This window comes from Actinokineospora sp. NPDC004072, from assembly GCF_053604195.1.
On record NZ_JBSGHB010000027.1, the window covers coordinates 52,107 to 76,218 of the forward strand.

At 72.3% G+C, this 24,112-nt stretch carries 24 protein-coding genes and 1 tRNA gene; 14 read left to right on the plus strand and 11 right to left on the minus strand.

Going from position 1 to position 24,112, the window contains the following annotated elements; all coding sequences use genetic code 11:
- The first annotated feature begins 8 nt into the window (after positions 1–8).
- The 6 genes from nuoL (at position 9) to ACWEPX_RS30380 (ending at position 9,446) form a co-directional block, all read left to right on the plus strand.
- Positions 9–1,958: an NADH-quinone oxidoreductase subunit L gene (nuoL, locus tag ACWEPX_RS30355; RefSeq protein WP_451900718.1), complete on the plus strand. Its 1,950-nt coding sequence runs from the start codon at positions 9–11 to the stop codon at positions 1,956–1,958.
- Positions 1,955–3,556 carry an NADH-quinone oxidoreductase subunit M gene (locus ACWEPX_RS30360; protein ID WP_451900692.1) on the plus strand — a complete coding sequence of 534 codons (1,602 nt, stop codon included), beginning with the start codon at positions 1,955–1,957 and terminating at the stop codon, positions 3,554–3,556. The genes nuoL and ACWEPX_RS30360 overlap by 4 nt, the downstream gene beginning before the upstream one ends.
- 26 nt (positions 3,557–3,582) lie before the next feature.
- Complete coding sequence (gene nuoN, locus ACWEPX_RS30365) at positions 3,583–5,127, plus strand: NADH-quinone oxidoreductase subunit NuoN (protein WP_451900719.1); 1,545 nt, start codon at positions 3,583–3,585, stop codon at positions 5,125–5,127.
- 129 nt (positions 5,128–5,256) lie between these two features.
- Positions 5,257–6,261 (plus strand): polyprenyl synthetase family protein, encoded by a 1,005-nt coding sequence (locus ACWEPX_RS30370; protein WP_451900693.1) that lies wholly within the window; start codon positions 5,257–5,259, stop codon positions 6,259–6,261.
- Between the two features lie 160 nt (positions 6,262–6,421).
- Positions 6,422–8,962, plus strand: coding sequence for a sunset domain-containing protein (locus tag ACWEPX_RS30375; protein ID WP_451900694.1), 2,541 nt, complete (start codon positions 6,422–6,424; stop codon positions 8,960–8,962).
- Between the two features lie 67 nt (positions 8,963–9,029).
- The gene (locus ACWEPX_RS30380; protein ID WP_451900695.1) at positions 9,030–9,446 is read left to right on the plus strand and encodes a sunset domain-containing protein; all 417 of its coding nucleotides are present in this window, start codon (positions 9,030–9,032) and stop codon (positions 9,444–9,446) included.
- Positions 9,447–9,503: 57 nt separating this feature from the next.
- Here ACWEPX_RS30380 and ACWEPX_RS30385 read toward each other — a convergent pair whose 3' ends face one another.
- The 4 genes from ACWEPX_RS30385 to ACWEPX_RS30400 all read right to left on the minus strand — a co-directional run bounded on the left by ACWEPX_RS30385 (position 9,504) and on the right by ACWEPX_RS30400 (position 13,839).
- Positions 9,504–10,562, minus strand: a complete 1,059-nt coding sequence (locus ACWEPX_RS30385; RefSeq protein ID WP_451900696.1) for a 2-oxoacid:ferredoxin oxidoreductase subunit beta — start codon at positions 10,560–10,562, stop codon at positions 9,504–9,506.
- Positions 10,559–12,442 (minus strand): 2-oxoacid:acceptor oxidoreductase subunit alpha, encoded by a 1,884-nt coding sequence (locus tag ACWEPX_RS30390; RefSeq protein WP_451900697.1) that lies wholly within the window; start codon positions 12,440–12,442, stop codon positions 10,559–10,561. Before ACWEPX_RS30390 ends, ACWEPX_RS30385 begins: the two co-directional genes overlap by 4 nt.
- Positions 12,443–12,631: 189 nt before the next feature.
- A complete protein-coding gene (locus ACWEPX_RS30395) occupies positions 12,632–13,378 on the minus strand; it encodes an enoyl-CoA hydratase (protein WP_451900698.1) in 747 nt (248 codons plus the stop codon).
- Between the two features lie 11 nt (positions 13,379–13,389).
- Complete coding sequence (locus tag ACWEPX_RS30400; RefSeq protein WP_451900699.1) at positions 13,390–13,839, minus strand: Lrp/AsnC family transcriptional regulator; 450 nt, start codon at positions 13,837–13,839, stop codon at positions 13,390–13,392.
- 74 nt (positions 13,840–13,913) lie between these two features.
- On the opposite strand from ACWEPX_RS30400, the gene ddaH reads away from it, so the two are divergent.
- On the plus strand, positions 13,914–14,777 hold the full coding sequence (gene ddaH, locus ACWEPX_RS30405; protein WP_451900700.1) for a dimethylargininase: 864 nt from the start codon (positions 13,914–13,916) through the stop codon (positions 14,775–14,777).
- A 166-nt stretch (positions 14,778–14,943) separates the two neighbouring features.
- On the plus strand, positions 14,944–15,225 hold the full coding sequence (locus ACWEPX_RS30410) for a hypothetical protein (RefSeq protein WP_451900701.1): 282 nt from the start codon (positions 14,944–14,946) through the stop codon (positions 15,223–15,225).
- Here ACWEPX_RS30410 and ACWEPX_RS30415 read toward each other — a convergent pair.
- A complete protein-coding gene (locus tag ACWEPX_RS30415) occupies positions 15,222–15,764 on the minus strand; it encodes a TetR/AcrR family transcriptional regulator (protein WP_451900702.1) in 543 nt (180 codons plus the stop codon). The two genes, ACWEPX_RS30410 and ACWEPX_RS30415, sit on opposite strands and share 4 nt — an antisense overlap.
- 4 nt (positions 15,765–15,768) lie before the next feature.
- Positions 15,769–17,109 carry an amidase gene (locus ACWEPX_RS30420; RefSeq protein ID WP_451900703.1) on the minus strand — a complete coding sequence of 447 codons (1,341 nt, stop codon included), beginning with the start codon at positions 17,107–17,109 and terminating at the stop codon, positions 15,769–15,771.
- Positions 17,110–17,186: 77 nt separating this feature from the next.
- Between ACWEPX_RS30420 and ACWEPX_RS30425 the strand changes: the two genes are divergently transcribed.
- Together ACWEPX_RS30425 and ACWEPX_RS30430 are read left to right on the plus strand one after the other, a co-directional pair.
- The gene (locus ACWEPX_RS30425) at positions 17,187–17,948 is read left to right on the plus strand and encodes a siderophore-interacting protein (RefSeq protein ID WP_451900704.1); all 762 of its coding nucleotides are present in this window, start codon (positions 17,187–17,189) and stop codon (positions 17,946–17,948) included.
- Between the two features lie 46 nt (positions 17,949–17,994).
- Positions 17,995–18,804, plus strand: a complete 810-nt coding sequence (locus ACWEPX_RS30430) for a M48 family metalloprotease (protein WP_451900705.1) — start codon at positions 17,995–17,997, stop codon at positions 18,802–18,804.
- On the opposite strand, the gene rfbA is transcribed toward ACWEPX_RS30430, so the two are convergent.
- Positions 18,767–19,648 (minus strand): glucose-1-phosphate thymidylyltransferase RfbA, encoded by an 882-nt coding sequence (rfbA, locus tag ACWEPX_RS30435; protein ID WP_451900706.1) that lies wholly within the window; start codon positions 19,646–19,648, stop codon positions 18,767–18,769. The two genes, ACWEPX_RS30430 and rfbA, sit on opposite strands and share 38 nt — an antisense overlap.
- A gap of 23 nt (positions 19,649–19,671) precedes the next feature.
- Positions 19,672–19,881 (minus strand): hypothetical protein, encoded by a 210-nt coding sequence (locus tag ACWEPX_RS30440; protein ID WP_451900707.1) that lies wholly within the window; start codon positions 19,879–19,881, stop codon positions 19,672–19,674.
- A 176-nt stretch (positions 19,882–20,057) separates the two neighbouring features.
- On the opposite strand from ACWEPX_RS30440, the gene ACWEPX_RS30445 reads away from it, so the two are divergent.
- Complete coding sequence (locus tag ACWEPX_RS30445) at positions 20,058–20,231, plus strand: hypothetical protein (RefSeq protein ID WP_451900708.1); 174 nt, start codon at positions 20,058–20,060, stop codon at positions 20,229–20,231.
- A 3-nt stretch (positions 20,232–20,234) separates the two neighbouring features.
- The gene (locus ACWEPX_RS30450; RefSeq protein WP_451900709.1) at positions 20,235–20,624 is read left to right on the plus strand and encodes a type II toxin-antitoxin system death-on-curing family toxin; all 390 of its coding nucleotides are present in this window, start codon (positions 20,235–20,237) and stop codon (positions 20,622–20,624) included.
- A 149-nt stretch (positions 20,625–20,773) separates the two neighbouring features.
- Here ACWEPX_RS30450 and ACWEPX_RS30455 read toward each other — a convergent pair whose 3' ends face one another.
- Positions 20,774–21,265, minus strand: coding sequence for a YajQ family cyclic di-GMP-binding protein (locus tag ACWEPX_RS30455; protein ID WP_451900710.1), 492 nt, complete (start codon positions 21,263–21,265; stop codon positions 20,774–20,776).
- A 127-nt stretch (positions 21,266–21,392) separates the two neighbouring features.
- On the opposite strand from ACWEPX_RS30455, the gene ACWEPX_RS30460 reads away from it, so the two are divergent.
- Together ACWEPX_RS30460 and ACWEPX_RS30465 are read left to right on the plus strand one after the other, a co-directional pair.
- Positions 21,393–21,476, plus strand: a tRNA-Tyr gene (locus tag ACWEPX_RS30460).
- 970 nt (positions 21,477–22,446) lie between these two features.
- Positions 22,447–22,791, plus strand: a complete 345-nt coding sequence (locus tag ACWEPX_RS30465; protein WP_451900711.1) for a hypothetical protein — start codon at positions 22,447–22,449, stop codon at positions 22,789–22,791.
- Positions 22,792–22,796: 5 nt separating this feature from the next.
- Here ACWEPX_RS30465 and ACWEPX_RS30470 read toward each other — a convergent pair whose 3' ends face one another.
- Both ACWEPX_RS30470 and ACWEPX_RS30475 read right to left on the minus strand, forming a co-directional pair.
- Positions 22,797–23,930: a hypothetical protein gene (locus tag ACWEPX_RS30470; RefSeq protein WP_451900712.1), complete on the minus strand. Its 1,134-nt coding sequence runs from the start codon at positions 23,928–23,930 to the stop codon at positions 22,797–22,799.
- A partial coding sequence (locus tag ACWEPX_RS30475; RefSeq protein WP_451900713.1) for a sigma factor-like helix-turn-helix DNA-binding protein occupies positions 23,927–24,112 on the minus strand: 186 nt, incomplete at its 5' end. The genes ACWEPX_RS30470 and ACWEPX_RS30475, both read right to left, overlap by 4 nt.

A 24,112-nucleotide genomic window follows, 5' to 3' on the forward strand; every position in this document is an offset into this window, starting at 1 on the left:
CGGTGAGCATCAACCTCGCTGCTGAGGTCGCCCCCGCGACCGGGGCCGCGGCGCACGCCTGGCTCCTGCTGGCGCTGCCCGCCTTCGGCGCGGCCGTGCTGCTGCTGGCCGGGCGCAGGCGGGCCGAGCGCTGGGGGCACCTGCTCGGCAGCGCGACCGTCCTGGGCGCGTTCGTCTACGGCCTGGTGCTGTTCTTCGAGAGCACCGGCCTGGACCCGGCCCAGCGCTCGCAGGACCTGCTGCTGTTCGAGTGGATCCCGGTGGGCTCGCTCGACGTCGACATGGCCCTGCGGATCGACCCGCTGTCGCTGACGTTCGTGCTGCTGATCACCGGTGTCGGGTCGCTGATCCACATCTACTCGATCGGCTACATGGGCCACGAGCGCGCCGACCGCAGCCGGTTCTTCGCGTACCTGAACCTGTTCGTCGCGGCGATGCTGCTGCTGGTGCTGGGCAACGGGTTCGTGACGCTGTACTTCGGCTGGGAGGGCGTCGGCCTGGCGTCCTACCTGCTGATCGGCTGGTACCAGGGCCGCGGCTACGCGGCCACGGCCGCCAAGAAGGCGTTCCTGATGAACCGGGTCGGCGACGTCGGCCTGGCCCTGGCGATCTTCATCATGTTCAAGACGATGGGCACCACCTCCTACGCGGGGGTGTTCGACCAGATCGGCGAGCAGTCGACCGCGGTCGTGGTGGCCATCGGCCTGCTGCTGCTGCTCGGCGCGTGCGGCAAGTCCGGCCAGTTCCCGCTGCAGGCGTGGTTGCCCGACGCGATGGCCGGTCCGACGCCGGTCTCGGCGCTCATCCACGCCGCGACGATGGTCACCGCCGGTGTCTACCTGATCGCCCGGTCCAGCCCGATCTACTCGCTGCCGCAGGCCGCGGACGCGCGCCTGGTCGTGATGTGCGTCGGCGCGTTCACGCTGCTGCTGGGCTGCATCATCGGCTGCGCCTACGACGACTTCAAGAAGGTCCTGGCGTACTCCACGGTCAGCCAGATCGGCTACATGATGCTGGCCGTGGGCCTGGGCCCGGCCGGGTACGCCTTCGGCATCCTGCACCTGCTCACGCACGGCTTCTTCAAGGCCGGGCTGTTCCTCGGCGCGGGCTCGGTCATGCACGGCATGAACGACGAGGGCGACATCCGCCGCATGGGCGGGCTGTGGAAGAAGATGCCGATCACCTTCGCCACCTTCGCCCTGGGCTACCTCGCGCTGATCGGCTTCCCGTTCCTGTCCGGGTACTTCTCCAAGGACGAGATCATCTACGCCGCCTTCGGCGAGGAGGGCTGGCGCGGCTGGGTCTTCGGCGGCGCGGCGCTGCTGGGCGCCCTGCTGACCGCGTTCTACATGACCCGCCTGCTGGTCCTGGTCTTCCTCGGCAAGCCGCGCTGGGAGAACCTCAAGAGCGAGGACGGCACGGCCTACCACCCGCACGAGTCGCCGTCGACGATGACCATCCCGATGATCATCCTGGCGTTCGGCTCGGTCGCGGCGGGCGGCATCCTCGCCACGATGCTGCCGGAGTGGCTGGAGCCCAGCGTCGGCGCGGTCGTCGAGCGCGAGGGCCTGGTCTCCCACGGCCTGGTCGCCGTGCTGGCCACCGTTGCGATGGTGCTCGGCGCAGGCCTGGCGTACCTGCTCTTCGGCCGCGGTGAGCAGCCGGTCGAGCGCCCGGTCCGGGTGTCCTGGCCGGTCCGCGCCGCGCGCGCCGACCTCTACGGCAACCACCTGAACGAGGCGCTGTTCGCCAAGCCGGGCACCTGGCTGACCCGGGCGCTGGTCTTCGTCGACAACCGCGGCGTCGACGGCCTGGTCAACGGCATCGCGGCGGGCTTGGGCGGCAGCTCGGGCAGGCTGCGCCGCACGCAGACGGGCTTCGTGCGCTCCTACGCGCTGTCCATGCTCGGCGGATCGATCCTGGTGGTCGCCGCACTGCTGATGGTGAGGTTCGCATGACATCAACGGCCGACTCCTGGGTGCTCTGGGCGCTGCTGGTCGTCCCGCTGGTGGGCGCGGCGGTCACCGTCGCCCTGCGCGGCAGCGACCGCGCGGCCAAGCTCGCCGCGCTGGCGTTCAGCCTCGTCGAGCTGGTGCTCGCCGGGGTCGCCTGGTCGCTCTACGACCCGGCGGGCGAGCGGCTGCAGCTGGGGTCCACGCTGGACTGGATCCCCGCCTTCGGCGTGCACATCGCCTGGGGCGTGGACGGCATCGCGCTGGTGATGATCGCCGTCATCGCGCTGCTGGTGCCGATCGTGATCGGGGCGGGCTGGGCCGACCGGCTGCCCGAGGGCCGCACCAAGGGCGGGTTCTTCGCGCTGATCCTGCTGGAGCAGGCGCTGACCGTCGGCGTGTTCGCCGCGACCGACGTGTTCCTGTTCTACGTGCTGTTCGAGATCATGCTGATCCCGATGTACTTCCTGATCGGGTCCTACGGCGGGGCGAACCGCCAGTACGCCGCGGTCAAGTTCTTCCTGTACTCCTTCCTCGGCGGCCTGATCATGCTGGCCTCGGTGATCGCGGCCTACTCGCTGGCCGCCGACACCCTGGGCCAGGGCACCTTCCTGTGGGAGGAGCTGGTCCCGGTCGTCTCGGCCGCGCCGCTGACCACCCAGATCTGGATCTTCTTCGGCTTCTTCATCGCCTTCGCGGTGAAGGCGCCGCTGGTCCCGGTGCACACCTGGCTGCCCGACGCCACCGCCGAGGCGCCGATGGGCGTCGCCGTGCTGCTGGTCGGCATCCTGGACAAGGTCGGCACGTTCGGCTTCCTGCGCTTCCTGCTGCCGCTGACCCCGGCGGCCAGCCAGGAGCTGTCCTGGCTGGTGCTGCTGCTCGGCGCGGTCGGGGTCATCTACGGCTCGCTGCTGGCCGCGGGCCAGAGCGACATGAAGCGCTTCGTCGCCTACGTCTCCATCGCCCACTTCGGCTTCATCGCGCTGGGCATCTTCGCCTTCAGCACGCAGTCGCTGACCGGGTCGGTGACCTACATGGTCAACCACAGCATCGCCACCGGCATGCTGATCCTGGTGCTGGGCATGGTGATCTTCCGCGGCGGCTCGACCCGCATCGCCGACTACGGCGGCATGAGCAAGCTGACCCCGGTGCTGGCGGGCATGCTGCTCATCGCGGGCCTGTCGAGCATGTCGCTGCCGGGCACCAACGCCTTCATCAGCGAGTTCCTGGTGCTGATCGGCTCGTTCCCGAACGCGCCGGTGCACACGATCATCGCCACCGTCGGCATGATCCTGGCCGCGCTGTACGTGCTGTGGCTCTACCAGCGGATCATGCAGGGCCCGCTGCGCGGCGACGCGATCGTCGGCGCCGCAGGCGGTCCCGGCGCGGCGATCGCCCCCGAGGTCGGGGCCAAGCAGGCCATCGCGGACCTGTCCGGGCGGGAGAAGCTCGTGCTCGCCCCCTTGGTGGTGCTGGTGCTCGCGCTCGGCATCTTCCCGAAGCCGGTGCTGGACGCGGTGGAGCCGTCGGTGGCCGCCACCATGTGCGAGGCCGGCCTGGTCGACCCGGTCCAGTCCGATGAGGAGCAACCGCAGTGTTCGTGAACATCGTGGCCCAGGAGCCGCTGCCGGTGCCCGAGACCGGGATCGAGCCGCCCCCGGTCGGCGCGATCTGGCCGGTGCTGATCGTCCTCGGCGCCGCGTGCGTCGGGGTGCTGGTCGAGGCGTTCCTGCCCAAGCACCAGCGGTGGTCGGCGCAGGTCGTGCTGACCCTGCTGGCCATCGTCGGCGCGGGGGCCGCGCTGGCCGGGTACGTCGCCGACGCGCCTGAGGGCGGCGAGCTGGCCATGTACGGCACGCTCGCCGTCGACGGCCCGGCGCTGTTCCTGTGGGGCACGCTGCTGGCCCTGGCCGTCGGCGCGGTGCTGCTGATCGCCGACCGCTCGGTCGAGCCGGGCGGGGCGTTCGTGGCCACCGCGGCGATCCGGCCCGGCACCGTGCAGGACCGGGCCCAGGTCCAGTCGACCGGCATGCAGACCGAGGTCTTCCCGCTGACGCTGTTCGCCCTCGGCGGCATGATGATCTTCTGCGCGGCCAACGACCTGCTGACGATGTTCATCGCGCTGGAGGTGCTGTCGCTGCCGCTGTACCTGATGTGCGGCCTGGCCCGGCGGCGCAGGCTGCTGTCGCAGGAGGCGGCGGTCAAGTACTTCCTGCTGGGCGCGTTCGCCTCGGCGTTCTTCCTCTACGGCGTGGCCCTGCTCTACGGCTACGCGGGCTCGGTCACCCTGGCCGACATCGGCGCGGCCGCCGCGGGCACCGACCGCTCGGACACGCTGCTGTTCGCCGGGCTCGGCCTGCTGGTGGTCGGCCTGCTGTTCAAGGCGTCCGTGGGCCCGTTCCACACCTGGACCCCGGACGTTTACCAGGGCGCGCCGACGCCGATCACCGCGTTCATGGCCGCGTGCACCAAGGTGGCCGCCTTCGGCGGCATCCTGCGGGTGCTGCAGGTGGCCTTCGAGTCGACCAGCTGGGAGTGGCGCGGGGTCCTGTGGGGCATCGCGATCATCTCGATGGTCGTCGGCGCGGTGCTGGGCCTGACCCAGACCGACGTCAAGCGGATGCTGGCCTACTCGTCGGTGGCGCACGCGGGCTTCCTGCTCATCGGGGCCATCGCGCTGACCGAGAAGGGCCTGTCGAGCACGCTGTTCTACCTGCTCACCTACGGCTTCACCACGCTGGCCGCCTTCGGCGTGGTCAGCCTGGTCCGCGGCCCGGACGGCGAGGCGACGCACCTGTCGCAGTGGGCGGGGCTGGCCAAGCGCTCGCCGCTGCTGGCCGGGGTGTTCACCTTCCTGCTGCTCGCGATGGCGGGCATCCCGCTCACCTCGGGCTTCGTCGGCAAGTTCGTGGTGTTCGAGGCCGCCCTGGCCGACGGCATGGCCCCGCTGGTCGTCATCGCCCTGGTCGCCTCGGCGGTCGCGGCGTTCTTCTACCTGCGGGTGATCGTGCTGATGTACTTCAGCGCCCCGGCCGAGGACGGCCCGACCGTCACCGTCCCCGGCGCCTTCACCACCGCGGCCATCACCCTCGGGGTCATCGTGACCCTGCTGCTGGGCGTGGCCCCGGCGTTCGCCCTCGACTGGGCGGCGGGTGGGGCGTTCGCCATCCGCTAGGCGCAAGCGCTGCCCGCAGCGGGCGCGGCCGGTTCCCGGCCGCGCCCGCTGCGCATTTCCGCCCGGCCATGACGCGCGCCACTGACATTGGCCTGAACTGGGCCAAGGCGGCCAAGTAGGCTCCCGGCTGTGCCTGCCACCGAGAATGCCCTGCCCGCGTCGCTGGGTCTGGAGAGCGCGGACCCCGCGCTGACGGCCACCGTCGTCGACGGGCTCCACCGGGTCGAGGACCTGCTGCGCAGCGCCGTGCGCAGCGACGTCGAGTTCGTCGACGAGGCCGCGCTGCACCTGGTCCGGGCCGGTGGCAAGCGGTTCCGGCCGCTGTTCACGCTGGTTGCCGCGCAGTTCAACGCGGGCACCACCGACGAGGTGATCGCCGCGGCCGCCGCCGTGGAGCTGGTGCACCTGGCCACGCTGTACCACGACGACGTCATGGACGAGGCCACCATGCGCCGCGGGGACGCCAGCGCCAACGCCCGCTGGGACAACTCGGTGGCGATCCTGACCGGCGACTTCCTCTTCGCCCACGCCTCGATGCTGGTGGCCGACCTCGGCCCGGACGCGACCCGGGTCATCGCCGAGACCATGCGCGAGCTGGTGACCGGGCAGATGCGCGAGACCGTCGGCCCGCGCGGGGAGGACCCGATCGCGCACTACCTGTCGGTGATCGGGCAGAAGACCGGCTCGCTGATCGCCACCGCTGGCCGCTACGGGGCGATGTTCTCCGGCGCCGACGCCCACCAGATCGAGACCCTGCACCGGGTCGGGGAGATCATCGGCGCGGCCTTCCAGATCTCCGACGACGTCATCGACATCGCCTCGCCCGCCGCCGTGTCCGGCAAGACCCCGGGCACCGACCTGCGCGAGGGCGTCCGCACGCTGCCGATGCTGTACGCGCTGGCCGAGGACCCGGACCCGCGCCTGGCCAAGCTGCTGGCCGGGCCGATCGCCGACGACGACGCCGTGGACGAGGCCCTGGAGCTGCTGCGCGAGTCCCCGGGGCTGGCCAGGGCCCGGCAGACGCTGGACGACTACACCGCGCGCGCCGACGCCGAGCTGGCCACCCTGCCCGACGGTCCGGCCAGGGACGCGCTCCAGCTCCTGACACGCTACGTGGTCGCCCGGACGCGCTGAGCGCTATAACGGCCCAATCTCGGCGCGGTATCGGTAGCGATACTGTGATCCACCCGGCGAATTGCGTGGCAGGCGCACGTCCGCATTCGCCGCGCAGTAGCCTCTCCTAGTCGCTGAGCGGGCGGGCGCGCGGGCTCGACCGGGAAGGAGAAGTGGCACGATGCCGTTCTTCGGGCAGGTGTGGCTGTGGAGCCTCGCCGGTTTCCTGGTCGGCGCGCTGCTGTGCTGGGCGCTGGTGGCCCGACCGGCCCGACGGCGCGTGACCGAGCTGGCGGACAGCCTCGCCGACGCCCGCCGCGACGCCGCCCGGTCGCCGCGCCCCTACGACGACTACGACGGCGACGACTACAACGCCGACAGCTACAACCGCGGCGACTACAAGGGCGACGACTACAAGAGCGACGACTACCCGGCGACCAAGACCGCGGCCCCCGCCGTGCTGCCCGGCTTCGACCGCGCCGCGGACTCCCCGGACGAGCACCACGGTGACGACCGCGATGACGACCGGGATGACGACCGCGGCGACAACCGCGGCGACGAGCACGACGGTCTGGTCGCCCCCGCCGAGGCGGTTCCGGAGCCGGAGGAGCCGCCCGCAGTCGCCCCGGTCGAGTCGACCAGGATGCTGGCCGCCCCGCCGGTCGGCCCGCACCCGCCGGTGGCCGCCCCGCCCGAGGTCGAGCCCGAGTGGGTCCCGGTCGCCGAGCGCTTCGACGTCTCCCGCCTCGACGCGGGCGACGACCAGCCCGGCGCTGGCACGATCTTCACCCAGCACACCACCCCGATCTCCGGCTCGCTGATCAGCGACCTCGACCACGACGGCTCCCTGGTCGACGACCTCGACGACGGCACCGACCCCGACCGCGGCCACTTCAGCGACGCCCTCACCCCCGACGACGAGCCGGAGTGGGCGGCCGACCCCGCCACCCGCTACCTGTCCCCGGTCGAGGAGCCGGGCGAGGAGCACGCCGCAGGCGCCCTGCCCGCCCACAGCACCCCGCGCGCCCTGCCTTCCGACAGCGCCCCCGGCGCTCTACCCGCCGACAGCACCCCCGGCGCCCTGCCTTCCGACAACGCCCCCGGCGCCCTGCCTTCCGACCGCGCCCCTGGCACCCTGCCTTCCGACCGCGCCCCCGGCGCCCTGCCTTCCGACCGCGCCCCCGGCGCCCTGCCTTCTGACAGCGCCCCCGGCGCCCTGCCCAAGCGCACCCCCGGCGACGCCGACCCGCTGCCGAAGCGCACCCCCGGTGAGGCCGAGCCGCTGCCCAAGCGCGCCGCGGGCCCGTCCGCCCAGCCGACCATGTTCACCCCCGCGGTCGACCCGGACTCCCGCCCCGGCAGGCACCAGATGGCCGCCGACCCCACCCCCTTCGGCGCCGACAACTCCACCGAGCACACGACCTACCTGCCCCCCGCCCGCGACGTCGCCCCCACCCGCGAGCCGGAGCCGACGATGTTCGCCCCCGCCCTCCACCTGGACGACGACGAACCCGACCACGACGCGACCCCGTCCGCCCAGCACCCCGCGGAGCACCGGGACCAGCAGCCCACCTTCACCGCCCCCCGCGACACCGCCACCCCCTACGCCGCCCGTCCAGGGGAGCAGGACCGCTCGCCGCACCACCCCACCCAGGAGAGCCCGCACCGGTCCCCGTACACCCCGGGCGACCAAGACCGCTCGCCACACCGGCCAGGCCACGAAGCCGCGGCCTACACCACCCGCGGCGACCACGACCGTTCGTCGCACCGGTCGGGCCAGGAACCCGCGGCCTACACCGCCCCCGGCGACCAGGACCGCCCGTCCGACCGGTCCGCGTTCGGTGCCCCCGGCGACCAGAACGGTTCGGCCGACCAGACCTCGTTCGCCCCCGGCGACCAAGACCGCTCGACCCGCCGTTCCGGTCAGGAAGCCGCGGCCTACGCCGCCCCCGGCGACCAAGACCGCTCGGGCCGTCGGTCCGCGTACGCCCCCGGGGAGCCGGAGCGCTCGACCCGGGCAGGCCAGGAAGCCGCACCCGGTGACCGCTCGAATCACCGAACCGAGGCCACCGCCTACGCCGCGCCGAGTGAACGGTCCGGCCGGGAAGTCGAGGCCACTGCCTACGCCGCCCCGGTGGAGCAGGAGGGCGACGGCCTCACCCCGGAGCGCACCGCGTTCACCCCGGCCCGCGAGCCGGAGGTGGCCACTCCCGCCGCGCCGGTGCAGGAGCCGCAGCCCGCCGCCCAGGCGCCGGGCGCGCTGCCCAAGCGGATCCCCAAGAAGCCCGGCGACCGGTTCCCGTTCGGCGTGCGCACCGGTTCCCCGGAGCCGCAGCCCGCGTCCGCGTCGGCCGCACCGGCCCAGCAGCAGTCCGCCCGCGAGGGCGGCTCCGACCGCGTCCGGTCCCTGTTCGAGCCGGTCCGGCCCGCCGACGAGACGGCCAAGGCCGCCGTGCCGTCGCACCGGCCGCGCCGGGGCAGGCCGTCGCAGGTGCTGCCCGGCGGGGTGGACACGTTCGTGCCGCCGGGGCCGTTCGGGCCGGGGTCGGCGATGCCGCTGCCCGGCGGGAACTCCCCGTCGAGCGAGTACCGGGTGAAGGCGAGCGTCACCGCGCTGCGCTACTGCTCGCCGGAGTCGCCGAAGTTCGACCGCACCGTCGCCGAGGTCTGGTTCCGCTCGGTCGCCGACGCCGAGCGCGTCGGGTTCCGCCCCCTCGCCTGACCGGGTTCTCCGGCTCGCGGTGATCGTTCCGGGGTGATAGAACGAGGGTCGGGCTAGGAGGATTGCGGTGCGTCGACCCCTCGTGCTGTGCGTTCTGTCGTTCCTGCTCGGCGCGGCGGCCGGGTGGCTGTACCAGCGCCGCGCCGCGGCCGCGCGCGCCGTCGACGACCGGGCGGGCCGCATCCCCCCGGTCGAGGGCAGGCTCTCGGGCACCCTGGACGACCTGCTCGCCGACGAGTCCCGGGTCGACGGCGCGGCCTACGCCCAGCGCTGGGCCCCGGTGGCCGTCGCCCCCGGCCCGCACCCCGGCTCGGCCCTCCCGCTGCCCGACGGCGGCGCCCCCTCCGACGAGTACACCGTCAAGGGCGTGGCCGACCGCTTCCACACCACCGAGTCCCCGCACTACCCCCGCGTGCGCGCCCAGGTCTGGTTCCGCAACCCGACCGACGCCGAGCGCGCGGGCCTCACCCGCTGGGACGCCTAGCCCGGATGCGACGAGCCCCCGCCTGCGCGGGCAGGCGGGGGCTCGTGTCCAGCTGGGTCAGCCGATGACGGTCCAGGTGTCCTTGCCGCGCAGCAGGGACTGGAGGTCGGGCTTGCGGGCCTCGCGCGCCTCGGTGACCTGCGCGCGGGCGAGGTCGTCGTAGGTCTCGCGGCGGACCGAGCGGAACACGCCGGTCACCGTGTGGCTGAGGTCCTGGGTGGACAGCCGCGACAGCGCGAAGGCGTAGGACGGGTCGGCGGTGTGCGCGTCGTGCACGACCAGGGCGTCCTCGCCGACCTCCTCGACCTTGGCCACCTCCAGCGCGCCGAAGCCGGAGCGGACCACGCCGTACTCGCCCTGGGCGCCGAAGCGGATGGGCTTGCCGTGCTCCAGCGGGATGAGCCGCTGCTCGGCCTGGCCGGGCTCCTTGAGCACGTCGAAGGCGCCGTCGTTGAAGATCGGGCAGTTCTGGTAGATCTCCACCAGTGCCGACCCGCGGTGCTCGGCGGCCTGCCGCAGCACCTCGGTCAGGCCCTTGCGGTCGGAGTCGATGGCCCGGCCGACGAAGGTCGCCTCCGCGCCGAGGGCCAGCGACACCGGGTTGAACGGGTAGTCCAGCGAGCCCATCGGGGTCGACTTGGTGACCTTGCCGGGCTCCGACGTCGGCGAGTACTGGCCCTTGGTGAGCCCGTAGATCCGGTTGTTGAACAGCAGGATCTTCAGGTTCACGTTGCGGCGCAGGGTGTGGATGAGGTGGTTGCCGCCGATGGACAGCGCGTCGCCGTCGCCGGTCACCACCCACACCGACAGGTCCGGGCGGGCGGTGGCCAGGCCGGTGGCGATGGCCGGGGCGCGCCCGTGGATGGAGTGGATCCCGTAGGTGTTCATGTAGTACGGGAACCGCGACGAGCAGCCGATCCCGGAGACGAAGACGATGTTCTCCCGCTTGAGGCCCAGCGACGGGAGGAACGACTGCACGGCGTTGAGGACGACGTAGTCACCGCAGCCGGGGCACCAGCGCACCTCCTGGTCGGACTTGTAGTCCTTGGCCTTCTGCGGTTCGTCGGCGGCGGGCACGCCCGCCAGGCCGGGCAGACCCAGGTCGATCGTGGTCACGCGGCATCGGCCCCTTTCGCGATGTCCAGCAGCACGCCCTGCAGTTCCTCGGCCTTGAACGGCAGTCCCGCCACCTTGGTGTAACTGATGGCGTCCACCAGGTATTTCGCCCGCAGCAGCAGCGCGAGCTGCCCCAGGTTCATCTCCGGCACCACGACCTTGTCGTAGCGGGCCAGCACCTCGCCCAGGTTGGCGGGGAACGGGTTGAGGTAGCGCAGGTGCGCCTGGGCCACGGCGTGGCCGAGCTTGCGGACGCGCCTGCACGCCGCGCCGATCGGGCCGTAGGAGGAGCCCCAGCCCAGCACCAGCGTCTTGGCCTCGCCGGAGGGGTCCTCCACGACCAGGTCCGGCACCTCGATGCCGTCGATCTTGGCCTGGCGCAGCCGGACCATCCGGTCGTGGTTGTCCGGGTCGTAGGAGATGTTGCCCGTGCCGTCGGCCTTCTCCAGGCCGCCGATGCGGTGCTGGAGCCCGGCCGTGCCCGGCACCGCCCAGGGGCGCGCGAGCGTCTGCGGGTCGCGCAGGTAGGGCAGGAACGCCCCGTCCGGCCCGTTGGGCTCGGTGGCGAAGGCGACCGACAGGTCGGGCAGGTCCTCGACGTCGGGGATCAGCCACGGCTCCGAGCCGTTGGCGATCGCGCCGTCGGAGAGCAGGAAGACCGGGGTGCGGTAGGTCAGCGCGATGCGCGCGGCCTCCAGCGCCATCTCGAAGCAGTCGGCGGGCGACTGCGGCGCGAGCACCGCCACCGGCGACTCGCCGTTGCGGCCGAACAGCGCCTGCAGCAGGTCGGCCTGCTCGGTCTTGGTGGGCAGGCCGGTGGACGGCCCGCCGCGCTGCACGTCGATGACCACCAGCGGCAGCTCGGTCATCACCGCCAGGCCGATGGTCTCCGACTTCAGCGCGATGCCCGGGCCGGAGGTGCTGGTGACCCCGAGCGCGCCGCCGTAGGAGGCGCCCAGCGCCGCGCCGATGCCCGCGATCTCGTCCTCGGCCTGGAAGGTGGTGATGTTGTAGTGCTTGAGCTTGCTCAGCTCGTGCAGGATGTCCGAGGCCGGGGTGATCGGGTAGGTGCCCAGGAACACCGGCAGCTTGGACTGCTCGGCCGCGGCGACGACGCCGTAGGCCAGCGCGGTGTTGCCGGTGATCTGGCGGTAGGTGCCCGGGTTCAGCTTGGCCGGGGCGACCTCGTAGGTGACGGCGAAGGCCTCGGTGGTCTCGCCGTAGTTCCAGCCCGCGCGGAAGGCCAGCACGTTGGCCTCGGCGATCTCGGGCTTGCGGGCGAACTTCTCGCGCAGGAACCGCTCGGTGCCCTCGGTGGGCCGGTGGTACATCCAGGAGAGCAGGCCGAGGGCGAACATGTTCTTGCAGCGCTCGGCGTCCTTCTTGCCCAGGCCGGTGTCGGCCAGCGCGCCCTGGGTCAGGGTGGCCATCGCCACCTCGTAGACCTGGTACTGGGCCAGGGAGTCGTCCTCCAGCGGGTTGGCGTCGTAGCCGACCTTGGTGAGGTTGCGCTTGACGAACTCGTCGGTGTTGACGATGAGGATGCCGCCGGGGGGCAGGTCGCCGATGTTGGCCTTGAGCGCGGCCGGGTTCATCGCGACCAGCACGTCCGGCCGGTCGCCCGGGGTCAGGATGTCGTAGTCGGCGAAGTGCACCTGGAAGCTGGAGACGCCCGGGATCGTGCCCTGCGGGGCGCGGATCTCGGCGGGGAAGTTCGGCATGGTCGACAGGTCGTTGCCGAAGGCGGCCGCCTCCGAGGTGAACCGGTCGCCGGTCAGCTGCATGCCGTCGCCTGAGTCACCGGCGAACCGGATGACCACCCGGTCCAGCTTGGTGACCTGGGTCGGCCGCGCCGCCCCGCCGTCGAGACTCGTGCCCATCGATTCCTCTCCTGCCCGACGCTGCTGGCCTCCCGCCCGCGCGCCCGAGGGTAGTCCTGCCCGCTGGACGGCCGGTCAAGCGCGGTTCGCAGGACCCACTATCGCTGTCCCACCTGATATGTACCTGATTTTACTGTAACCGCGGGTTACAGTATCTCGGATGCCGGACGCCGCCATGTGGTCATTGTCTCAGCCCCGCTTGGTGATCCGCTCCTTCATTGCTGCCAGGAGGCGGGCGAATTCCGGGCTGTCCATGGATGCCACTTGGGCGGTCAGCTCGGTGGCGATGGCGTCCTCGTGGGCGGTCATCGCGGCGGTCGCGCGCAGCGTCCGCTTGATGGACAGCACGAGGTCGCGCGGGGCGTCCGCGGAGGCGCGCGCGGCCGCCACCGCGGCCTCGACCGGATCATCGGCGACGTCGTGCACCAAGCCGATCCGCTTGGCCTCGGCGGCGTCCGGGACGTGCTTGAGCAGCGTCATCGCGGTGGCGGCCTGCGGGCCGACCAGCCGTTGCAGCATCCAGGTCATGCCGCCGCCGGGGTGCAGGCCCAGCTGCAGGAAGCGGGCGTCGAAGCGGGCCCGCGGCCCGGCGATGCGCACGTCGGCGGCCAGCGCCAGGTTCAGCCCGGCGCCCACCGCGGCCCCGTTGACGGCGGCGACCGTCGGCAGCGGCGAACGGGCGACGGCGAGGAACCCGGCGTAGATCCGCCGCAGCCCCTCCTCGCGCGACTCGCCCAGCACGGTCAGGTCGGCGCCTGCGCAGAAGGCGGGCGGCGCCCCCGTGACGACGATGGCATTGACCTCGTCGTCGTCGGCGCACCCGTCGACCAGCTCCGCGAGCTCGGCGGAGATCTCCAGGGTCAGCGCGTTGCGCCGGTCCGGGTCGTCGAGGGTGATGACGGCCACGCCGTCGCGGCGCTGCATCCGCACGGTCATGTGCCGCAACGCTAGTGAGGTTCGGGCGCGGGTGGGCGCTCCAGGAGTGTGGAAAGCACCACGGTCGAGACGGTGCGGGACACCATGTCGACCGCGCGCAGCCGCTCCAGGGCGTCTTCGAGGTGGTGGATGTTGGCCGCCCGCAGGTGCACGATCGCGTCGGCGGCCCCGGAGACGGTGTAGGCGGCGACGACCTCCGGCAGCGGCTCCAGGCGCTGGCGGATGCGGTCGGGGGAGACGTTGCTGTCGCAGTAGACCTCCACGAACGCCTCGGTGCCCCAGCCGAGCGCCTCGGGGTTGACCACGGCGGTGAAGCCCTTGAGCACCCCGGCCTCCAGCAGCCGGTCCACCCGCCGCTTCACGGCCGGGGCGGAGAGCGAGACCGCCTTCCCGATCTCCGCGTAGCTGGACCGGGCGTCCTTCACGAGCTGCGCAACGATCCGCTGATCAATGGCGTCCATACGCAACATTATGTAGGTCTATCTGCAACGCAGCGGCGTTGTTGGTTGGTTTCCTCGCCCATACATTTCGATCCATGACCACTGCCTCCCCTCAGGTCGTCCTCTCGGTCGCCGAGCGCGTGCCGACGACCCGCCGCTACCTGATGTGCGAGCCGCGGCACTTCACGGTCGAGTACGTGATCAACCCGTGGATGGACCCCAGCAAGCCGGTGGACACCGGTCTGGCCGTCGCGCAGTGGTCGGAGCTGAAGGCCGCCTACGAATCGCTCGGCCACACCGTCGAGACGATCGAGCCGGTCCCCGGCCTGCCGGACATGGTGTTCAGCGCCAACTCCGGCACGGTCATCGACGGCCGCGTCCTCGGCGCCCGCTTCCGCGCCCCCCAGCGCTCGGCCGAGGCCGACCACTACCGCCGCTGGTTCCTGGAGGCGGGCTACCGCGACGTGACGATGCCCTCGCGCGTCAACGAGGCCGAGGGCGACTTCGCCTGGACCGGCTCGATCCTGCTCGCGGGCACCGGCTACCGCACCGACCCCGCGGCCCACGCCGAAGCCCAGGAGGTCCTCGGCGTCCCCGTGGTCTCCCTCCAGCTGGTCGACCCCCGCTACTACCACCTCGACGTGGCCCTGGTCGTCCTCACCGAAGCCACGGCGACCCGCCAGGCCCACATCGCCTACTACCCCGACGCCTTCTCCCCAGGCACCCAGCGCGTCCTGTCCCGCCTCTTCCCCGACGCCATCCTCGCCACCGAGTCCGACGCCGAATGCCTCGGCCTCAACGCCGTCTCCGACGGCCGCAACGTGGTGATCGCCCAGGAATCCACCCACCTCATCACCCAACTCAAGTCCCACGGCTACCACCCGGTCCCCGTCGACATCTCCGAACTCCGCAAATCCGGCGGCGGCCCCAAGTGCTGCACGATGGAGCTGCGGGGCTAGTTCGCTGCTGCCGAGCCTCGCGTGGTGGAACTGCGGGGATAGGACGGGGCAGTCGCTCCCGGTGCTCGTCCCGGGAGCGACTGCCCATCACCCCATCGGCTGGACCCGGGCTGGGGTGCGGGTGGTCGCCGCAGGTCGGGTGGGTGGTGGGGACAGAATCCCGGGCGTGCACAAGGACTGCGTGGCCACCGCGCTGATCGGGTTCGGGCGGTTGAGCATCGGGCTTGTGGAGAAGTACGCCCAGGACATCGAGAACCTGGTGGCAGGCTGCTTCTGCCCGCGCTGCGGCCGCGGTCCGACGGCGGGGTGGGAGGCGACGTCGATGGTCACCAGGGACGGGTGCATCCGGATCTGCGACGCCTGCGCCACCGCCGAGGCGATGCTGGAGATGTCCACCGGGGTCGTGCCGCCGATGGCCACCTGGCCCACCCTGAACCGCAGGCGCTAGGCGACCAGCAGCCGCAGCGCGTCGGCCACCGTGGTCGGGCCGGGGGCGCCGGTGGCCAGCCTGCGCAGCTGCAGGCCCGCGATCAGCGCCACCACCGGGCCTGCCAGCCGCTCGGGGTCGGCCAGGCCCAGCGCGGTCAGCACGGTCGTGGCCAGGTCGTCGTAGGCGGCGAAGCAGGTCGCGGCGGCGTCGCGGAGGGCGGCGTCGCGGCCTGCGTGGATGTAGAGCTCCAGGGGCGCGATCTGCTCGCTGCCGAAGGCGGTGTTCTCCACGATCCGCTCCACCAGCGCGGCGGCCTCGTCGACGGTCACCGACGAGCGGTGCAGGGCGGCCACCGACGCCAGCCGCTCGGTCTCCTCCGCGACGAACAGCAGCATGGTCTCGCGCAGCAGCGCCGACTGGGTGTCGAAGTGGTAGGTGATCGACCCCAGCGACACGCCCGCCTCGCGCGCGATGCGCCGGTTCGTCACCCCGGCGACCCCCTCCGCCCCGATCACCCGGAGGGTCGCGCGGAGGATCTCGGTCCGGGTTCCGCCCATGCCGTCATCGTATGGGCGGATGGGTGCGCGCCCAGCCCGACGCCGCCTCCAGCTGCGCGGCCAGGGAGATCAGCAGCGGCTCGCTCGCGGCGGGCCCGAGCAGCTGCGCGCCGACCGGCAGCCCGGCCGCGGTGAACCCGGCGGGCACGTTCACCCCCGGCCAGCCCAGCACGTTCCACGGCCAGGCGAACGGGCACGCGGTGATCACGCGCCGGTCGGTGCGCCAGCCGGGGAGGCCGTCGATGCAGCCGACCGGCAGCGGCGGGGTGGCCGTGGTCGGGGTGAGCACCACGTCGTGCTCGGCGAAGATCGCCCCGATGCGCCGGGCGAAGTGCCCGAGCGTGGCCCGCGAGGCCCACAGGCCGCGCGCCAGGAGCTTGCCCGCCCGGCCGTTGTGCCGGGTGCGGGCGTCCAGCAGCGACACGTCCGGCACCCGCCGCACCCAGTCGTGGATGCCGCCCAGCGAGCGCGGCAGGAAGCTCAGCCCGATGAGCCCGTAGGCCGGGTCGGCGACCGTCACCGAGTGCCCCAGCTCGACCAGCTTCAGCGCCACCCGGTGCACCGCCGCGCGCACCTCGGCGTCGACCCGCACGCGGAAGGCGGTGAACGCGGGCCGCAGCGACAGCGCGATGCGCAGCGGCTGCACCGGGGCCGTCACGGCGGCGGAGTGGTTCCCGCCGGTCAGCACGTCCAGCAGCAGCGCCGCGTCGGCGACCGTGCGCGCCAGCGGGCCGTAGGTCGTCAGGCCGTGGAACAGCTCCGGCTCCGGCGCGGTCGGCACCAGCCCCCGCGTCGGCTTGATGCCCACCAGGTTCGTCCACGCCGCGGGGATGCGGATCGATCCCGCGCCGTCGGAGCCCACGGCGGCCGGGACGATGCCCGCCGCCACCGCGGCCGCCGAACCGCCGGACGACCCGCCCGGGCTGTAGTCGGGGTGCCAGGGGTTGCGGGTGGCTCCGAAGCTGCCCTCGGTCACCGGCCACTGGCCGATCTCCGGGGTGTTCGTCTTGCCGATGATCACCGCGCCCGCGGCCTTGACCCGGCGCACCAGCTCGCAGTCGGCCGTCGCCGCGGGGAAGCGCCCGGGGCAGCCGAAGGCCGTCGGCGTCCCGGCGAGGTCGACGTCGTCCTTGATGGCGATGGGCACGCCGAGCAGGGGCAGCCGCTCGCCCGCGGCCAGCCGCTCGTCGGCCGCATCGGCCTCGGCCAGCGCGTCGTCCGGCCGCAGCAGCCGGAAGGCGTTGAGCTCGCTGTCGCGGGCGGCGGCCAGGGCCGCGCCCACCAGCTCGCGCGCGGACACGGACCCGTCGGCGAGCAGCCGCGCGGATTCGGCGAGACCGGCCACGGCCCACCCCCTTGTTCGTACGAACGAACAGTACCCGGGTTCCGGGCCGCCGCAAGCCGCGCGCGACCATGGGCCTGATGAGCACCGAGCAGCCCCGCAGGCGTTCCCGCAGGCCCGAGCCCCGCCTCTGGCGGGTGCCCGTGGTGAAGGTGACCCGGGTCACGCCGAAGATGGCCCGCGTCACCGTCAAGCACGAGTCGCTGACCGCGCTCCAGGACGTGCGGACCGACCAGAACGTGATGCTGTACCTCTACCCCGAGGGCGCCGACCTGCCCGACACGCTCGCCGACGCGCGCGCCCGCTGGTCCCAGGTCCGGCCGCTGACCAGGACCTACACCCTGGCCCGCCACGACGGCGACGAGGTGGACTTCGACTTCGTCCTGCACGGCGACGAGGGCCCCGCGTCGGCGTGGGCGCAGCGGGTGCGCCCGGGCGACGAGATGATCTTCGTCGGCCCGTCGCCCGCCTACCAGCCCGACCCCGCGGCCGACTGGTACCTGCTGGCGGGCGACGAGACCGCGCTGCCCGCCATCACCGCCATCCTGCGGGAGGTGGACAAGCCCGTCCGCGCCTTCGTCGAGGTCGCCGACGCCGCCGAGGAGCAGCCGGTCGAGGGCATCACCTGGCTGCACCGCGACGGCGTGCCCGCGGGGGAGAGCACCGTCCTGGTCGAGGCCATCCGGGCCGCCGACCTGCCGCCCGGCCAGCCGGAGGTGTGGCTGGCGGGGGAGCGCGCCGCGATGCTCGCCGTGCGCGAGCACCTGCTGTCCGAGCGGGGCTACCCGCGCGCCCGCGTGCGCCCGACGACGTACTGGCGCCGCGGCGAGAGCGGGAACTAGGCGTCACCGCGATCCGTTGGTACACCGGACAGGGAGGAGGAATCGCATGCGGTCTGCCTTGCTGCTCAGCGGGATCAGCGCGCTGGTCCTCCTCGTCGGCGCGTTCTTCGAGGTCATCTGGGTCGCGGTCGCGGTGTCGGCGCTGCTGGTCGGCTACGCGCTCCTCGCCGCCGACCGGGTCGCGCTGCGGGCCATGCGGGCCCGGCCGGTGTCGGAGGCCGAGCAGCCCCGGCTCTACGCGATCGTGCGCGAGCTGTCCACCGCCGCCCGCAAGCCCATGCCCAGGCTGCATATCAGCAACACCGCGGCGCCCAACGCCTTCGCCGTCGGCCGCGGCCCCCGCAGCGCCGCCGTGTGCTGCACGACCGGCCTGCTCGACCTGCTGGACGAGCGCGAGCTGCGCGCCGTGCTGGCCCACGAGCTGGCCCACGTCCACCGCCGCGACACCCTCGTCGCCAGCGTGGCCGGGGCGTTGGCAGGCGCCCTCGCCGTGGTCGCGGGCGCCGCGGCGCTCGTCGGCGACGACGACGACGTCCCGCTCGCGGTCGTCCTGCTCGGCCCGGTCGGCGCGCTCATCGTCCGGCTGGCCACCAGCCGCTCCCGGGAGTTCCGCGCCGACGCCGACGCCGTCGCGCTCACCGGCGACCCCGACGGCCTGGCCCAGGCGCTGCGCAAGCTGGACGACGGCACCCGTGCCGCGCCGCTGGCCCCGGCGCCCCAGCTGCTGGCCCAGGCGCACCTGATGACCGCCAACCCGTTCCCGGCCGGGTCCGCGCTGGCCCGCCGCTTCGCCACGCACCCGCCGATGGCGGCCCGGGTCAGCCGGTTGCGCCAGCCGCCCGCGCGACGCCCATGATGTACTCGCCGTAGCCGGACTTGGCCAGCTCCCGGCCCAGGGCGAAGCACTCGTCGGGGGTGATGAACCCCTGCTCCAGGGCGATCTCCTCGATGCAGGCCACCCGCACCCCGGTGCGGTGCTCCAGCGTCTGCACGAACTGCCCCGCCTCCAGCAGCGAGTCGTGCGTGCCGGTGTCCAACCAGGCGAAGCCCCGGCCGAGGTCGACCAGCTTGGCCCGGCCCTGCCGCAGGTACTCCAGGTTGACGTCGGTGATCTCCAGCTCGCCGCGCGCCGACGGGGTCAGCCCGCGGGCGATCTTGACCACCTGGTTGTCGTAGAAGTAGAGCCCGGTGATGGCCCGGTTCGACCGCGGCGCGGCGGGCTTCTCCTCGATGGAGACCAGCCTGCCCTCGGCGTCGACCTCGCCGACGCCGTAGCGCTCGGGGTCCTTGACCCGGTAGCCGAAGAGGGTGGCCCCGTCGAGGGTCGCCACGGCCTCCTGCAGCTGCTCGGTGAAGCGGTGGCCGGAGAAGATGTTGTCGCCGAGGACCAGGGCCACGTCGTCGTCGCCGATGAAGTCGGCCCCGATGATGAAGGCCTCGGCCAGCCCGTTGGGCTGCGGCTGCACCGCGTAGGAGAAGCGCATCCCCAGCCGCGCGCCGTCGCCGAGCAGCCGCTGGAAGTTCGGCAGGTCCACCGGCGTCGAGATGATCAGCACGTCCCGGATGCCCGCCAGCATCAGCACCGAGAGCGGGTAGTACACCATCGGCTTGTCGTAGACCGGCAGGAGCTGCTTGGACACCGCCTGCGTGATCGGGTGCAACCGGGTGCCGCTGCCCCCGGCGAGGACGATGCCCTTCATCCCAACTCCCCTCGTCGGTCGGGTCACCAGATGGATTCTGGCTCCCCCGACGCCTCCAACCGCTCCCGTTCGGCGCGAAGTGTGAGCAAGTCGGCCCGCACGTCGCACGCCCGGTGGAACCGAGCCCGGTCCCGCATCGCCAGCGCCAGGTCGATGGCCTGGTTCGCGCACGCCAGCCGCCGATCGATCTCAGCCAGCCCCAGATGCCCCGCCCGCGTCACGGTGTCACGCATGATGCCCTCCTCGCCTAGGAGGTCACCATGCGCCCACCCAGACCGGGTTATCCGCTCTGAGCGTGCGGTGTTACCGGTCGCCCCCGACCGAAGGGATTCCCGCGCGGTTTCGGCCCTCTCTGGACAGCGGCTGTAGGGTCGGGCTGCGGGAGATCGCACGTGGGAAGGAGCGAGGCATGACGTCGCCTGACGCCGTCCGCGAGCGGATCGCCAAGGTAGCAGCTGAGGTGCCGCTGCCCGGTGCCGACGAGATTCCCCCGCGCACGCGCACCCCGCTGAGCTCCGATGAGGCGGTGCGTCTCATCCAAGAGCGATACGCCGCTGCAATCGACCTCCTGGGCAAGATCTGAGCCGTGACCGCGGAAGACGCCGGGTTGATCTACCCGGAAGCTGATGACGTCCTCGACATCATGGCCAAGTACGGCATTGCCGCGCAGTTGAGGGATCGTGCTGGCCTGGAATCGGCCTGCGCCGCCCCCCGGGCCTCGGCCTGGGGCGTTGACGTGCATGAGGACGTGGCCGCCAAGGTGGCAGCCTTGGCTTGGTCGGTGTGCACCCTTCATCCGTTCGTCGACGGCAACAAGAGGTGCACGGCGATCATGCTGGTGCACTTCTGCCTGACCAACGGCTGGGACCCGCAATTCAGCCAGGGTGAACTCGTGGCTGTGGCCCTGGAAATGGCCCGAGGACAGCTCCACCGAGATGAATTGACCGAGTGGCTCAGGCAGCGCTTTAACGGGTAGTCCGTCCGTGCGCAGCTCGCGGTGGGCTCCGACCGTGAGGCTCACCACCTACGGTCGGATGCCGTCGAGCAGACCCCGACGCTCGGTTGTGCCAGCCCTGCACCGGGGGAGGCCGCGTGCGGCGTCTCCCCCGGTCAGAGGGGCTTGGGCTACCGGTAGTTGGTGAACTGCAGCGCGATCCCGAAGTCCGCGGCCTTCAGCAGCGCGATCACGTCCTGCAGGTGGTCCTTCTTCTTGCCGGAGACGCGCAGCTGGTCGCCCTGGATCTGGGCCTGGACGCCCTTGGGGCCCTCGTCGCGGATCTTCTTCGCGATCTCCTTGGCCTTCTCCGTGGAGATGCCCTGCACGAGCGTGCCGGTGACCTTGTAGACCTTGCCGGAGAGCGCGGGCTCGCCCACGTCGAACGCCTTCTGCGAGATGCCGCGCTTGATCAGCTTCTCCTTGAAGACCTCGATCGCCGCGGCGCACCGCTCCTCGGTCTCGGCCTGCAGGGTGATGGCCTCCTCCCCGGCCCAGCTCACCTGCGCCCCGGTCCCCCGGAAGTCGAACCGCGTGGCCAGCTCCTTGGCCGCCTGGTTGAGCGCGTTGTCGACCTCCTGCCGATCCACCTTGCTCACCACGTCGAACGACGGGTCCGCCACGTGCCTCGCACCTCCGCGCCTGATACCGAGTGGGTGGCCGATGCTACCGCCGCCCATCGGGCCCCCCGCTGGAACCCGCCCGGACCGATTGGGTATGGTTTCCCCCGTCCGGCCACCACCGGACCCCGGCGGGTTGCCCGAGCGGCCAATGGGAGCGGACTGTAAATCCGTCGCGAAAGCTACAGAGGTTCGAATCCTCTACCCGCCACCAGCAGGTCCGTCCTGCATGACGATCAGCTGGTCTGCCGATGCGGCCCTGAGCGCGATGAGCGCTAGGGCCGCATCGCGTTTCTGGGGGTTTGCGAATTGCGCCAATCGCAATCACGGACAGTAGTCGAGGGCGCGGGGAGTTCTCGAAGGTCGAGACGTGTGGCGCTGGAGTCTGGGCGGAATGGTCCTGGCCCCCCTGTTCCGTGCGGATCAACCGCGCCAGCCAGGGCATGCGTCAGGCGCCTTCTTCTGTGGCCGGGCTAAACGGGGTGTGGTCGAAGATTTCCCGGGATTGGGAGTCGGCTGCGAATCTGAAATCTGTGGGTTCCGTGGTTGTGCGTCGCCCCTGTGCGCGACGGTCTACGACCCTGCTTGGGCGTGCGAGTGCTGTCCGTGAAGGTGCGGAAGGGTTTCTCCGTCGTCAGCGCGGCCGATTACCCGGTCAACCCCAATCCATCGAAGTCCTGAGTAGGCGGGACCCGGGCGCGCTCCCTGCAAGCTGCGCCCGGGCCCCTGGGAACCCCCGCGCGCGTGAGGGCGGTGGCGGGGGAATTCTGGCTAGTAGACGGTGAAATCAGGCCGCTAATTCACCGTATGCCGCGTAGGGTTGGTTGGTCTTTTCGGGCTGGGGCGGTGCGGCCGTTCGGACGTTCGGTGGGCGACGAACAGACCAGGTGGGAGTGGCGTCACCCGAACGGGGGGCGTTGGAATGGGTGTTGCTGGTTAAATTTCCCCAACGTCCGGGAATGATCTTGTAGGAGTCGAACCTCATGAGGGCCAAGCGTCGGTTACTCCCCATTCTGTTTGCCGCACTCACCGTCATCTCAGCGGCTCCCGGCGCCAACGCGCAGCCGCCGGGCGGGCGGTCCGGGAAGGACGCGCCGCCCGCTGCGGGGCGGGTGGAGGGCGGCCCAATCCCGGGAGCGCCGAGATACGAGCTCCGCGAGGGGGAGGCCGCGGTCGCGGACCAGATGACCGTGCAAGCGGTGTACCTGCCCTTCAATTTCGGGTTCAGCTTCTCCAGCAGCCTCAACTCGCGGGAGTTCTGGCCGTCCTACAGCGGGCGCGCCTGCGTGAACCTCCGCGGCACCGGCAGCGGCGACGGCAGCTGGTTCGGGCGCGAGATCCGGGTCGAGATGTGGAACGCCACCGGCACCGACACCAAGATGGGCCCGACCGTGCGCTACCGGATGGACGGCACCTACTACGGGTACTGCTGGACCGGCCTCTACCCCTACGACGCGCACTACTTCCGGCTGACGAAGGACTGGGGCGGCTCCGCAGGCGTGTGGGGGGACGGCTGGGCGTCGCAGTAGCGGCGTCACGGGCGCACCCACCTGACGTCCGCGGGCGCCGACAGCGGGTCCACGGCGCGGTGGACGCGCCAGCCCGCGCCGTCGGGGGTGAGCCTGCCGACGGTGACGGTGACGGGGCCGCGGACCAGGACCACGCGGTTGCTCGGGTTGGCCGGACCGTCGGCGATGAACTCGCCGGATTCGGCGACGCGCCCGGTGACGCCGGTCAGGTACATCTGCAGCTCCCCGAGGGCGGACAAGCGGGTGTCCACCGACCCGTCCGCCGCGGCGGTGCCGAGCACGCCGTCCGGGGTCACGATCAGGTCCCCGGGCGCGGCGCCCTCGACCCGCAGGCCGCCCGGCCCCTGGACCAGGCGCGCGGGGCCGGTGGGCGGGTCGAGCACGCCGCCCGCCGGGGCCGCGTCGCCGACCGGGGTGGTGAGCCTGCTGTTCCACGCCCCGACGCTCTCGGGCATCTGCGCCCACGCCGAGCCGTCCGAGAGCGGTATGGGGTTGCCCGGGGTGTAGTCCATCGCGGAGGTCTGCAGCTGCGGGCTGGCGATGCCCGGCGCGGCCAGGGCGAACATCAGCCCGCCCACGGCGTCGGACGGGTGCCGCGCCGCCGAGACGAAGCCGATGGCGGGTTGGTCCGCCGCCACCGCCCCCACGGCGCGCAGCAGCAGGTTCGACGTGTCGACCTGGGGGGCAGCCGGGGTGGTGACGAAGGCGACCGACCCCTCGGCGGACACCATCGCCACCACCGCGAAGTTCGCCGTCCCCGAGTACGGCGGCACCCCGGCGAACAGCGTCCGCACCGCCCCCGACGGCCGGTGCGGGCTCTGCCGCCAGGTGGCCTCGGCGCGGGCCAGCAGGTCGGCGTCGCCCGCCAGGGAGCCGCGCACCGGCCACTCGGCCACGGGCTGGGTCGACAGCGGGGTCACCACGTCGGTGCGCCAGTCCCGGTTCACCAGCAGCGCCCCGGCGACCGCGACGAGCACGACGCTCAGCGCCGCAAACGCTTGCACCCGGTGCTGGCGCTGCACGCGCCGACGCTCGTGCACGCGGCGCAGCACGACATCGACCCTGGACGGCGCGACCACCACCGAACCCGACTCCCGGCGCAGTCGCACCACGGCGGGGTCCTGCTCGTCAACGGTCATGTCCCCCTCCTCCCCGACTCCCGGTCGATGCCCGGCCATCCCCCGACGACCGTCTCCTCCGCCGCCCACAGCTCCTTCATCCGCGCCACGCCCCGGCTGGTCAGCGACTTGACCGTGCCGACGGTGCAGCCCAGCTCGACGGCGGCCTGCGCCTCCGACAGGTCCAGCACGAACCGGGCGAC